The organism is Aquimarina sediminis, assembly GCF_002895435.1.
Classification (GTDB): domain Bacteria; phylum Bacteroidota; class Bacteroidia; order Flavobacteriales; family Flavobacteriaceae; genus Aquimarina; species Aquimarina sediminis.
Map to the genome: position 1 here is coordinate 1 of NZ_POYJ01000005.1, position 12446 is coordinate 12446.

Sequence of the window (12446 nt, forward strand, 5' to 3'; positions counted from 1 at the left end):
CCATTACTTTTGGTAATAATTTGGTAAGAGCATATACTTTAAACACAGAAATCTCTATTTCTGGGAGCCAAACTTCATGGTTGCGTAATGATTTAAATGCAAATCCGAATACGATATGGAAAATGGCACAGTACCATAAACCTATGCGTCCTCATGTTTCTTCTAAAAGAGAGGGGAATAATCAGTATAACAATTGGGCACGACTTTTTTATGACAAAGGAGTAAAGCTAGTCGTAGAATGTGATGCTCATACAGTAAAGACTACCTGGCCTGTTCGACCAACAACTGGATCAGGAAATGATGAAGGTTTTGTAAGAGATAATCAAAATGGAACCGTCTATGCTGGCGAAGGCTGTTGGGGAGCTCCATTAAGATCAAATGATGATAATAAAACATGGACACGTAATTCAGCTAGATTTAATCAATTCAAATGGATTTTTGTTGATGCTAATAAAATAGAGATGCGTACCATTAGAGTTGATAATGCATCTCAGGTAGGGCAGGTTTCCAATAATAATGTATTTCAAATACCTTCTGGGCTAGATGTATGGAACCCTTCAAATGGAAGTGTTGTTACGATAAATAATACTTCTGTTGTGGATAATGAAGCTCCTTCAATGCCAACAAATCTAGCTTCATCCAATGTTACGGCTAATTCAGTTTCATTAAACTGGAATCCATCTACTGATAATGTTGGAGTAACTGGTTATGACGTATATCAAAATAATTCAGTGGTAGCTACAGTATCTTCTACAGGATATACCGCCAGTGGATTATCACCAAATACAACATATTCCTTTAAGGTTAAAGCAAAAGATGCAGCAGGAAACGTTTCTGGTTTTAGTTCTATATTAAATGTAACTACATTAGATGGTTCATCTCCGTTATATACTATTGGTGTTACAACTGTTGGAGGAAGTATTTCTACACATTCTACCAGAAGAGCAATGCCATATACAATGAGTGAGGATGGAATACTACAAAGTATAGCTTTTCATACCGAAGGAGGAACAGGTAGTGTACAGTTAGGGGTATACAATGATAATAATGGAGTACCTGGTAATAGAATCGGTCAAACGTCAATTACTACGCTTCAACCGAACAGAGGTTGGCAAACGGTTTCATTACAAAACCCGGTGACAGTAAATAGTGGAAATACAATATGGTTAACTTGGATATTTTCTAATAATCCTGGTATTCCTTATACAGCAGGGACTCCAGGTAGATATGAGGCTACAGGATCCAGTTGGTCTACTAGTGGTAATAACATACCATTTAGTTATGGTAGTGGTGCTCAAACTAATTATAAGTACTCTATATATGCCAATTATAAACGTAGTCAAACTTCTATAACCTATACTCTTGCAACTAATACCATAGGTCAGGGTACGGTAAGTGGAGGAGGAACTTATAATGAAGGAAGTATAGCAAGTGTTGCGGCAACTCCAGCTTCAGGATGGAAATTTGATGGATGGAGTGGTGCTCTTTCCGGAACTTCGAATCCAGGTACTATTACAATGAACGCTAACAAAACGGTTACTGCTAATTTTAGTGAGGATTCTGGTGGTGGTCAACCACAAACTATAGAAGTTGCTATTAGCAGAGGTAGTGATGATGTAGAAGAAGGAGAGAATGGTAATGTATATTCTGATAGTAGCGATCTCGAATTAGTATACGATAGTTATAATAGTCAAGGCTATCAGATTATTGGATTACGATTTAGATCTGTCAATATCCCTAAAAATGCTACTATAACTAATGCATACCTCCAGTTTAATCCCGATGAAAGTAATAGTGCAAGTGCTTCATTAGAAATATCATTACATAATAGTAGCAATTCTCCTGCATTTTCTTCATCTAATAATGTTTCTGGGAGAAGTGTTTTCTCAAGTAAAGTAACCTGGAACCCCGGATCTTGGACAAGAAACGGAAATAAGCAACGTTCTCCTGATCTAAAGAGTATGGTGCAAAGTTTGGTAAACAAAAGCAATTGGTCTTCAGGTAATAATGCTAGTTTTATTATTAGAGGTAAAGGAAATAGTTTGACCAGTACATCTGCAAAAAGAGTAGCCGATTCTTATGAAGGAGGAGCAAGTAAAGCACCAAAACTTGTGGTAGAATACAAAACAACTAGCGCGAGATCTTCAGAAATAATAGTAAATAATAATAGAGAGAAGGGCTTTAAAATTCATCCCAACCCTTTTACAAGTAATATTAATATAAGTACATCTCTATCACAAAGCAACAAAACCTTTACTATTGTTGTTTATAACCTTAGTGGTATAGTGATTCATAAAGAAAAAATCTCATCTCGATCACAAAATGAAACTATGGTTATAAGTCCAAAAGTAATTCATTCGGGAATTTATTTACTCTCGATTAATGATGAGAAAGGACGAGTTTTGAAAACAGAACAAATAATAAAAAAGTAAAGTAAGCTAGAAGAAGCCTTACGATTTACATTTAGAACCACTAACTCTATATATAGTTAGTGGTTTTTTTATGAGGGTAAAGATATTTTAAGATTCTAAGAGTAATCTTGTAGGGAGACTAATTCTATTATGCTATTGGCTTAACATTCCTTCTTCTTTTAACTTGTTTAGTGTTCTGTTTAAGCTACGTATTGTTATACCTAGATAATTTGCAATATCTTGTTTAGATATCACTTTGATCAAATCTGGAAACTGATTCTGAAGCCGTAAAACATTATCTTCTATGGCATAAGAATGCTGATACGAATGTCTTGGAGCTTTATAGCTTATTTTGGCGGCAAGAGATTTTATAACGAGTCGATTAAACTGTTTGTCTTCCTCAAGGAGTTTGTTAAAATAAGAATGGGATATTTGATAAACTTCTAGAGATGTTATTGACTTGATTGAGCAAAAGCTGCTCTTATCACTAAACACTTCAATTTCTCCAAAGAGCATTCCTTTTCCCAAAAATTCTTGAATAAAGTTTTTACCTTTCTCGTCTGATCAAAAACACTTGGTAATCCCTTGTCTAATAATGAAAAGAGAAAAATATCTTTTGTTTTGTCCTATCACTTCTTGACCAGGATCAAAGTTTTTTATAGAAATATCGTCTTTATTTAATTGATAAAGAGTATCAAAATAATTTAATACTTCAGAGTTAATTCTTATCATTTTTCTTGCGGGACATTTGTCCTTTTTATTTAGCTCATTACACCATTTCTTTGAAAACAATAAAAATACATTATATAATGCAACCAGAAAGACTATTCAAGCAGATAGCGTTTATTAAAGAAATTGATAAAATCAAGTACATAAAGCGTAAAACCAAATTATTTGATAGTGATATACACGAAAATGATGCAGAGCATAGTTGGCACTTAGCTATGATGACAATTGTATTAGCCGAACATACTAATGAAGATATCGATATTTTGAAAGTTTTAAAAATGGTTCTTATACACGATATTGTAGAAATAGATGCTGGAGATACTTTTATTTTTGATACCCAAAAAAATCATTCTAATACAGAGGAAGAACTTATAGCTGCCAAACGAATCTTTGGATTACTACCAAAGGATCAAACCATAGAATTAGTTTCTATTTGGCTGGAGTTTGAGGAAAAAAGAACTAAGGAAGCTAAATTTGCTCATGCTATGGATCGATTAGAGCCGATACTACAAAATATTTCAAATAATGGAGGCTCATGAGCAGAATTTAATGTAGCGTATAGTAAAGTATTTGAAAAAACTAAATCTATAAAAAATGGCTCAAATACTTTATGGGATTATGCTAAACAATTGATTGATACATATTACAAATAATAAGAGTGGTGAGCCATAAATCTATCTAAAATATAGACTCATATCAATTCTATTATTTTTTGTTTTTTAACTTAATTTTAAAAAGAAAATTCTTACAGATTTTATTTATATTTGCGCTCTTTAGAATGATACAATTTGTTGAAGCATTGCTTGTTTGGATAATGTTGTTTTATTCGAATTAGTTTGCTCGGCAGGTTTGTTTTTTAATTAGTATAAAGAACCAGAATTCGATAAAATGATAAAGCAAATAATAAAACTATTTGATAAGCAGGTTTTATTTTGGGAAAGCCCAAAAATAATCCAGAGAATAAGTTCTTTTTTGGTATTCTCATTTATAATATGTGGGATTTGCAGCTCATTGGTGTATTATAAACTAATTTCTATTGGAGACTTTAATAATGTTTTTAAACATCCCTTTTTTGCGATTGAGGTCGCTTTTACAATTCTTTTAATTTTAGAGTTGCTTAGTTTGATTTTTGTATTACCAAAATCAGTTTCCAGATCCTTGAGTAAACAGCTTGAATTATTATCATTGATATTCCTAAGGGATGCCTTCAAAGAGTTTAGTCATCTTGATAATTTTTTGATGTGGAGTGAATCCAAAGATACTATACAAAGTATGCTTGTATATTCGTTTGGAGCATTGGCTATTTTTACAATTATGGGGTTTACTCAAAGACTAAATAGTCAAATTAGGTTATCAGAAACGTTTGTTAACCAAACCCAATTCGTTCGAATAAAAAAACTATTAGCACTATTTTTATTAATTTCCTTTTTCTTAATAGGTTGTCGGGATTTTGTTGTTTTAATCCAAACCGGGAAATATTTACACTCTTTTGATACTTTTTATACGGTATTGATTTTTACAGATATCATTATTGTTCTGGTAGCTTTGAGGTATACTATAAATTATTACCGAGTTTTTAGGTATACGGCATTTGTATTAGCTACAATCTTAATACGAATTTCACTAACTTTAGAAACCTACTATAATGTATTTCTTGGGGTTACAACAGCAATATTTGTTTTGCTTTTGGCTATTATTTATAATTATATGCAAAAATATCTCACGAAGAGAGAATTGACCACTTAATAATGATTTATTGTTGAGTTAGATTTTGATTATTTTTATAATAATGTAGTAATTACTTGTGTATCGTTGTGTAGTGTTATGTGAACCGGACATTTATCGGCAATTTGAAGAATTCTTTTAATTTGTTTTTCATCTAGATCACCTTCTATTTTTATTTCTCTTTTGAAAGTATCAATTTTTGCTGTTGGGTCTTCGCAATTTTCACAATCGACCATGTGAGACTTACTATAACTGGTGTGAACCTCGACATTTTGCAGATCCCAATCTTTTCTGGCAACATACATTTTTATGGTCATTGCGGTACAGGCTGATAGACCGGCAGATACTAATTCATATGGAGAAGGACCAAAATCAAACCCACCAACACTTTCGGGTTCATCAGCCAGCATATAATGATTCCCTACTTTCATTTGAGTGGTAAACCCTTTCTCATTTCCTAGACTGGCAACAACGTGATGGTTGCTTTTTAGACGTTGTTCTTCGGGGATATCCATATATCGCAAAGACCATTGTGCGATAACATTGCCTGCGTATAGAGAATCCTTTTTTTGCATTAACAAATGATCAGCACCATCAAGGGTAATAAAACTTTTTGGATGTTTGGCAGCATGATAAATTTCTTCTGCGTTTTTTATACCTACTGTACTATCTTGAGGAGAATGCATTACCAAGAGTGCTTTGTTCAAATTTTTGGAAACTTCAGAAAGTGACTGGGTTTCTAAATCATCTAGGAATTGCTTTTTTATAGTAAAATCTCTTCCACTTAAATTGATTGTAGCTTTCCCGTTACTTTTAATTTCTTCTAAACTACTTTTTAGTAAATGAGTTACGTGCTGAGGATTGGATGGGGCACCAATTGTAGCAACAGCTTTGACCGAATCAATTTTCTTTGCAGCAAAAATTGAAGCAGCACCTCCCAAAGAATGACCTATTAGTAGCGACGGAGCTTTGAAATGTTTTACTAAAAAATTTGATGCAGCTATTAGGTCTTCTACATTTCCAGAGAAATTAGTATCTTCAAAATCACCATCACTTTCTCCTAGTCCGGTAAAATCAAACCTTAGAACTCCATATCCTTGAGAAGTAAGACCACGACTTATATTTCTTACTGCTCCCAAGTTTTTATTGCAGGTAAAACAATGTGCAAATAATGCAAAATTATGTGGATGTTGATCAGCGGGTAGTTCCAAACGACCAGAGAGTGTTTGACCTTCAGAATTCGTAAAAGTAACTTTTGATAGGCTCATAGAACGGAATGTTTATAATAAATGTCGAATTTTTTGAAATAAGATAACTTTTTGGAAGGGTTAAAAATATGTTAAAGAGAAACAGGTGATTCTTTTTCTATGTTATCAAAAATGATTAATAAAGAGAAACATGTTATTCGTTTGAGTTCTTACTATTTGTTATATTGTATTGAAAATAATGTGATTAATGGTGTATAACGAGTTTAACTGGCAACAAGAAGGTAATAGGATATATGCACAGTCATGGCAAATTAATAATCCAGCTGCAGTAGTTTGCCTTGTACATGGAATGGGAGAACATAGTTCACGATACGCTCATGTTGTTAATTTTTTTAATATTCATTCTGTTAGTGTGTATTCCTATGATCATATCGGTCATGGTCTGTCAGAAGGTAAGCGTGGCTATACACCAGATTATGAGTTTTTGCTGGATAGTGTTGAAGAAATAGTTACTATAGCTACCCGAGAAAATAAGGAAGTACCACTATTTGTTTATGGGCATAGTATGGGAGGAAATGTTGTAGTTAATTATTTACTCAAAAGAAACCCTAAAATTAATGCAGCAGTTTTATCTTCTCCATGGTTAACCTTACCTTTTGATCCTCCTAGATTTAAAGTTAGTCTGGCTAAACTAATGAACAAGATTTACCCAGCATATAGCGATACGACTAACCTTGATGTAACTGCAATTAGTAGAGATAAAAATGTAGTTGATGCATATAATATGGATAAGTTAGTTCATAGTAAAATCACACCATCATTCTTTTTATCTTGCTTTAATGCAGGGAAATGGGCAAAAAGTAATGGCAGTAAGTTAACAATACCAACAATGGTTATACATGGTACAAAAGATCGGCTAACCAGTTACAAAGGGTCAAAAGAATTCGCATCTACAAATACCCTAATTGAATTTAAGGAGTATGAAGGGTTATACCATGAATTACACAATGAGCCAGAGCAACAAGTGGTTTTGCAAGATGTTTTAACTTTTATTACTTCTAAGCTGTAGAAGTGTAGTATTATCACTTATTTTTATTTCTCAGCTAATCGTTGCCAGTTATCTAATAAGAACTCTGTATCCTTTTCTGCTTGTTTCATACCTATTGATAAGAAGTATCCACTTAAAAATGGATTTTTAAATTCGTAAGTGAAATCCATATACAATCGAGTTTGCATTGGACTAACTGTCTCTACTTTCCAAAAACCTGATAAAGATTTTAGGGGATAGGGGTAATCTTCTTTTTGGGTATTTACTACAAATTCAAATTCGTTATCGGGATTCCATATAGTACATGTTTCTTCCCAGCTACTACCATCTGGAGCTTTGCATATACGTTTCATGCCCAGTCCTTTTCCTTCTATAATTTCTACATGATCAATATTTGGAGCCGTTACTTCATGGTAGTTGCCAACATCAGATATTACCTTCCAGACTTGATCCTTAGGAGCATGAATTATTCGTTCTGCTATAAAATGTTGTTCACCTTTGGCTTTTGGATATTGGATAAACCCATATACTAGTATTAGTATAATATCCAAGATAAAAAAAATAGCGATTCCTTTAAAGATTTTACGTTTCATAATTATTTGTTTTTGATGGTATAAAAGTAGGGTGAAAATCCCTTGAATATATTGCAAATAGGGAGCGCTCAATTAATTGGTACTCTTTTGCCAAGTTTTGATTGATGGCATATTTTTTCATTTAATTAAGGAGTACTATTTTTATCATATGAATAGTATAGAGTCATTTTCATTTATAGTAACCTTTTTATTGGGAGGTGTTATTTTGGTGGGTAGTTTTATCATATTGGTTGTTCTAAAGAGTACTTCTCTTAAACAATCACGATATTATTTAGCAATCGCTCTTTTGGGGTTAATACAACATTTATTTACTTATTTGTTATTTACCACCAAGCTTATTTGGTTATGGCCACATATGCTTGGAGTTGGTTATCCTCTTTTGTATTTGATTGGTCCTAGCTTTTATTTGTTTGTAAAAAGTTATGGAGATTCTTCTTTTAGGTTAAAAGCGATTGATAGTTTTCACATACTTCCTTTTTTGACAATACTTGTACTTTTATTTCCCAAATATTTGGGTAGTATAGAAGAAAAACGGGAGATTATACAATATTACTATGATATTTTACCAGGAGAGGGGGTACAATTTTCAGAATGGTTACAAGCTAGTTTGCATCTTATGTTGTTATTTATATATTCTGTAGCGTCATTAGTTTTTATATATAAAAAAGATAAAAACAATGGTGTCTTGTTAAAACGATTTGGTTTACTATTAGTCATTTTAGCTTTTATAGAAATTTTATTACAAACAGGGTTTTTACTTACTGGAGTTTCAGCAATAACTACTGAAATTATCCTATCTGGATTTATGTCTATTACTGTTTTGTTGCTAGGATTTTGGATAGTAGATATTAAGCAAGTGCTACCCATGCTAGAAGGGAAAAAGTATAAGACATCTCCATTGTCAGAATCACAATTGCAAGAAATCGAGCGACAGGTTCATGGTTTTTTTAGTGATGATGAGAAATATCTGATTCCTAATCTCAAGATTGCAGATATGGCAAAGATGATTGATATACCGTCGCATCATATTTCTCAGGTGTTAGGAGAAAAAATGAACTCTAATTTTTATGATATAGTAAATCAATATAGAATAGGCAAAGCTAAAGAAATGTTAGAATCAGGAGCACTGCAAAAAATATCTGTACAAGCAATAGGAGAGGAGTGTGGGTTTAGCAGTAAAACTAGCTTTTATAGAGCTTTTAAAAAAATAACGACAATGACACCAACTCAATATGTGCAAAAGGTTACTTAAGTTGTTTTGTGCTTAATAACTGTATTAACCTTATACTTTTTCTCCCTTAATTGTCAATGTCGATTTAATAGATTCTTCTTTGAGATGTATAAATTCTATTCGTTTTGGGTCTTTCATATATTCCTTTAGACCTTGTTCTGATGTAAAGGTTACAAAATGAATTTCATATGGTAATTCTTCATCTCCCGATACAAAATTATTTTTATCCGGTCTGATACGATAGAGTATTCGACCGCTATATTTTTCCATTAAAGGGATGACATATTCTTCAAATTCTAAAAAAGCATTTTCTTTCCCTTCTTTTACAAAAATTAATTGCGTTATATATATCATCTTACTTGATCTGTTGTAAGTATAATGTGTTACTACTCTGTTCTTAACTCAATTTCCATGGCTCGATTATAGAACTCAGCAAATTCTTCTTTGTTGTATTTTACACGCATTGCGCCTAGCACATCAGGTAAGCCTAGACCACGCCATTCCCAAAGCATGGTATCAAAATTATACTTTAGCATTTGTTGTTCTACTTCTTTACGGATCTTTTTAATTTCATATTTGGTAATTCCATTTTCAACTAAGATCTCAGTAATGTTTTTATCGATCTTTTCGGTGTATTCTGTATCTATAAATGGTTCTAGTAACCAGTCCCAATTCTTTGTCGCTTCAAAGGTTCTTATAGCATTTCTTTTGGTAAACTCTTTTAAGGGTTCGTAATGCTCTCGCGAAACAAAGATTACTTCGTTTTTGATTTGTAAGAGAAGAGGGTAAGAGTCATAGCAAATTGCAGTAATTTCCTGAGCTTTTATGATTCTTTCTGGAAAGGCATAGGAGGGTTCAAAAGGATATTTTGAAATTTTTATTTCTGAGGGTAAGATTTCGGATTCACCTATTCCACAAAAAAAATTATTCATTTCATAAGCGGATGCCCCATAGTACGCTCCTATTTGGATGTTAAACATTTTTTTAACTAATACTTTTAAAAACTTCATAACCTTTTAGATAGTACCAATGCAATATAAATTTTGATAATTACTTAGATAAATGTACTCTTTTTTTGGTTAAGCATTCATTGTAAACAATTGATCTTAGCTCTTGGTAATAGTATTGTATTCTGGTTGTTGTATAGTATAGATTAAACTCTTTTCTGCTCCGGGAACATCATCAAGCTTACCGATAAGTTTCATTCCACTTTTTTCCAATATTTTTATTGATGCAATATGATTGGGGCGTACCAAAGCAAATACTTCTTTTTTACCTAAGGTTATGAGACCATGGTGTACGGCATATGTAGCTAATTCTGTAGCATATCCATTTCCCCAATATTCTTTATTAAATCGATAACCTAAATTAAGTTTTAGAGTATCTTCATATTTTCGATAGGATAGACCTCCAAAGCCAATAATTTTATCGGGATTTTCTTTTGTTCTAATAGTCCACATTCCGAATTTGTGTTTTTCCCAGTGTTCAATTGATTTTTGAATGATTTGAGAAGCAATATGCTTATCAGTTAATGGACCATTTGGGTTAAATTTATTTGTTTTTGGATCGGCGTATATTTTATAAAACTCATCAACATCTTCACTTTTTGTTCTACCCAAAATAAGTCTTTTACTTGTATCCATTTATTTTGTTTTAATTCTTACAATCGCAAGATCATCTGTTACTACATGATCCAATTCATCTTTGAGGAATTTTATCCTTCTATCCAGAAAATTATCAAATTCTGAATTTTTATTATCAACCAAAAGGTGCTTGATAATTTCATAATCGGTCTTTTGTTTTTCCTTGTTTTTGAAATTTTTAAAAGTAAATATACCATCGGTACAGATGGACAAATCTTTGAATTCTGATACTGATAGTCTTTGATTTTGTAGGTTATACCATGTTTCAAAATCTTCAGATAAATGATATCCCAGATAATCTGGTTTATCGTTTTGTTCATATTCAATTAATTCTCCATCCTTACAAATTAATCCGTCTCCAATAGCCAGAAATTCGGCTTCAGATTTTTCGGTATTAATGATACCAATAATTAACGTAGAAAGTAATTCATTCGTTTCAAGTCCAAGTTGGTTTTTTATCAGTTTTGTTTCATGAATTAATTGCTCGATGATTTGTTTTAATTTGGTCTTTAAGTCAATTGGGATAGCAGATATAAATTCTTCGTAATATTTTTTCTTACAGATGTTTCGTAATATTTTTCCGTACAAGATAGAAGCAAAAACAGACTCTGTTCCCATGGTGCAACCATCCAAAACAGCAATTAACCTTTCATTAGAGGCAATTTTTTCGTTAACATAAAAATCTTCGCAGTAATTGGTGTGAAATTCTCCAATATGTAGTGTGGTGTATATCTTCAATTTAATATTGATTTGTAATTAGTTTCTTCATTTTTTGAGGATTACAATTTTGGAATAACGCTATGTATAAAACCTTACGCTCCAAGTAACGGAAGGTGCTTTACTTTATGATATCTTAATGCCAAAGAAATACAGTGTTTAAGTTCATTTTCTGGAATTTTGGAGGTTAATTTGAAAATGATTGCTCTGTTACCTTCAAACTCAAAAATATCTTTATAGATTGTTCTGAATGTTGGAACTAGCTTAGAAGTACATTTAAAGTATATGGCAAATTGCTCAGGACTTTTTTCTTTCCAATCGATTCTCACAGTACTTCCATATTTTGTAAGATAGCTTGGTTCGCCCCATTTTAAGGTTTCCTCAAGCTTGTTAAGTCCTTCGATTTCTGTTGCTACACCCAGAATTAGTTCTCGAAGATGGAGTAGTTGAGGTTGTACATCTTGAGGGTAGTTATTAAAGACATCTGTGACTTTTGGGTTTGTGACTAATTCCATACAATTGTTTGTTTATCATGTAATATCATCCTAAACCGATATCTAAGAAATAGTATTCATACTTCAATATTAATTGATTAGTTTCTGATTTTTTATAAACATAAACTTATAATAAATATAGTTAATACCACTCAGAAAAGTCTTCTTTTATGAGGATAAGAGAGGTAGTAGTAGTGTATGCCCCTATCGTTGTTGTTCCATATAGTATAAATCAAGCCCTGGACCCCAGTAATCTTTTTCTGTTTTGATAAGTTGAAATCCAAATTTTTCGAAAAAGCCATAAGCTAATTGTGAGGTCGTTACTACTAGTTTTTCTACAACTGGGTTTGACTTGAGAATAGCCAGGCAATGTTCTACGGCTTTTTTTCCTAAACCAAGTCCCGAATATCCGGGATGAAAAAAGATCCATGTTATTTGCCCGGACTTGTTACTTTCTTGAATATAACAGCCTGTTCCTCCTACAATTTGGTTTTTGTATTCTACGATGAAGTATGTGTCACCGTGATCTTGTAGATACTCCTTAAAATCAGCTAGCTCTTTTGGATCAAAATATTTTGGAGTATTGAGCTTAAAGAGCTCGATTAATTGATTTTTGTCTGATATGTCATATGGTCTTATCATCTACA

The 12446-nt window shown here is 32.4% G+C and carries 14 protein-coding genes and 1 pseudogene; 5 read left to right on the plus strand and 10 right to left on the minus strand.

Translation table 11 applies throughout. The features are described from left to right. A partial coding sequence (locus C1X07_RS12500) for an InlB B-repeat-containing protein (protein WP_128755268.1) occupies positions 1–2432 on the plus strand: 2432 nt, incomplete at its 5' end. Between the two features lie 132 nt (positions 2433–2564). On the opposite strand, the gene C1X07_RS25380 is transcribed toward C1X07_RS12500, so the two are convergent. Together C1X07_RS25380 and C1X07_RS25385 are read right to left on the minus strand one after the other, a co-directional pair. Beyond that, positions 2565–2666, minus strand: coding sequence for a helix-turn-helix domain-containing protein (locus C1X07_RS25380; RefSeq protein ID WP_262494917.1), 102 nt, complete (start codon positions 2664–2666; stop codon positions 2565–2567). A gap of 150 nt (positions 2667–2816) precedes the next feature. Beyond that, positions 2817–2960: pseudogene (locus tag C1X07_RS25385) on the minus strand (Crp/Fnr family transcriptional regulator); the annotation flags it as partial. Between the two features lie 233 nt (positions 2961–3193). On the opposite strand from C1X07_RS25385, the gene C1X07_RS12515 reads away from it, so the two are divergent. Next, positions 3194–3679, plus strand: coding sequence for an HD domain-containing protein (locus C1X07_RS12515; protein ID WP_317046081.1), 486 nt, complete (start codon positions 3194–3196; stop codon positions 3677–3679). A 349-nt stretch (positions 3680–4028) separates the two neighbouring features. Next, positions 4029–4886, plus strand: a complete 858-nt coding sequence (locus C1X07_RS12520; RefSeq protein ID WP_103070371.1) for a hypothetical protein — start codon at positions 4029–4031, stop codon at positions 4884–4886. Between the two features lie 35 nt (positions 4887–4921). Here C1X07_RS12520 and C1X07_RS12525 read toward each other — a convergent pair whose 3' ends face one another. Then, the gene (locus C1X07_RS12525) at positions 4922–6133 is read right to left on the minus strand and encodes a bifunctional alpha/beta hydrolase/OsmC family protein (protein ID WP_103070372.1); all 1212 of its coding nucleotides are present in this window, start codon (positions 6131–6133) and stop codon (positions 4922–4924) included. 187 nt (positions 6134–6320) lie between these two features. Here C1X07_RS12525 and C1X07_RS12530 point away from each other — a divergent pair, with 187 nt between their 5' ends. Further along, on the plus strand, positions 6321–7142 hold the full coding sequence (locus tag C1X07_RS12530; protein WP_103070373.1) for an alpha/beta hydrolase: 822 nt from the start codon (positions 6321–6323) through the stop codon (positions 7140–7142). 23 nt (positions 7143–7165) lie between these two features. Here C1X07_RS12530 and C1X07_RS12535 read toward each other — a convergent pair whose 3' ends face one another. Next, on the minus strand, positions 7166–7714 hold the full coding sequence (locus C1X07_RS12535; protein ID WP_103070374.1) for a type II toxin-antitoxin system RatA family toxin: 549 nt from the start codon (positions 7712–7714) through the stop codon (positions 7166–7168). Between the two features lie 148 nt (positions 7715–7862). On the opposite strand from C1X07_RS12535, the gene C1X07_RS12540 reads away from it, so the two are divergent. Then, on the plus strand, positions 7863–8966 hold the full coding sequence (locus C1X07_RS12540) for a helix-turn-helix domain-containing protein (RefSeq protein WP_103070375.1): 1104 nt from the start codon (positions 7863–7865) through the stop codon (positions 8964–8966). A 30-nt stretch (positions 8967–8996) separates the two neighbouring features. Here C1X07_RS12540 and C1X07_RS12545 read toward each other — a convergent pair whose 3' ends face one another. From C1X07_RS12545 to C1X07_RS12570, 6 genes are all read right to left on the minus strand, one after another. Continuing rightward, positions 8997–9299: a DUF1330 domain-containing protein gene (locus C1X07_RS12545; protein WP_103070376.1), complete on the minus strand. Its 303-nt coding sequence runs from the start codon at positions 9297–9299 to the stop codon at positions 8997–8999. A gap of 32 nt (positions 9300–9331) precedes the next feature. After that, positions 9332–9955: a hypothetical protein gene (locus C1X07_RS12550; protein ID WP_103070377.1), complete on the minus strand. Its 624-nt coding sequence runs from the start codon at positions 9953–9955 to the stop codon at positions 9332–9334. Between the two features lie 96 nt (positions 9956–10051). Then, positions 10052–10588, minus strand: a complete 537-nt coding sequence (locus C1X07_RS12555) for a GNAT family N-acetyltransferase (RefSeq protein ID WP_103070378.1) — start codon at positions 10586–10588, stop codon at positions 10052–10054. Next, positions 10589–11326, minus strand: coding sequence for a protein phosphatase 2C domain-containing protein (locus tag C1X07_RS12560; protein WP_103070379.1), 738 nt, complete (start codon positions 11324–11326; stop codon positions 10589–10591). Between the two features lie 74 nt (positions 11327–11400). Further along, positions 11401–11820, minus strand: coding sequence for a DUF1801 domain-containing protein (locus C1X07_RS12565; RefSeq protein WP_103070380.1), 420 nt, complete (start codon positions 11818–11820; stop codon positions 11401–11403). 183 nt (positions 11821–12003) lie between these two features. Beyond that, positions 12004–12441 carry a GNAT family N-acetyltransferase gene (locus C1X07_RS12570; protein ID WP_103070381.1) on the minus strand — a complete coding sequence of 146 codons (438 nt, stop codon included), beginning with the start codon at positions 12439–12441 and terminating at the stop codon, positions 12004–12006. Positions 12442–12446: the final 5 nt, after the last annotated feature.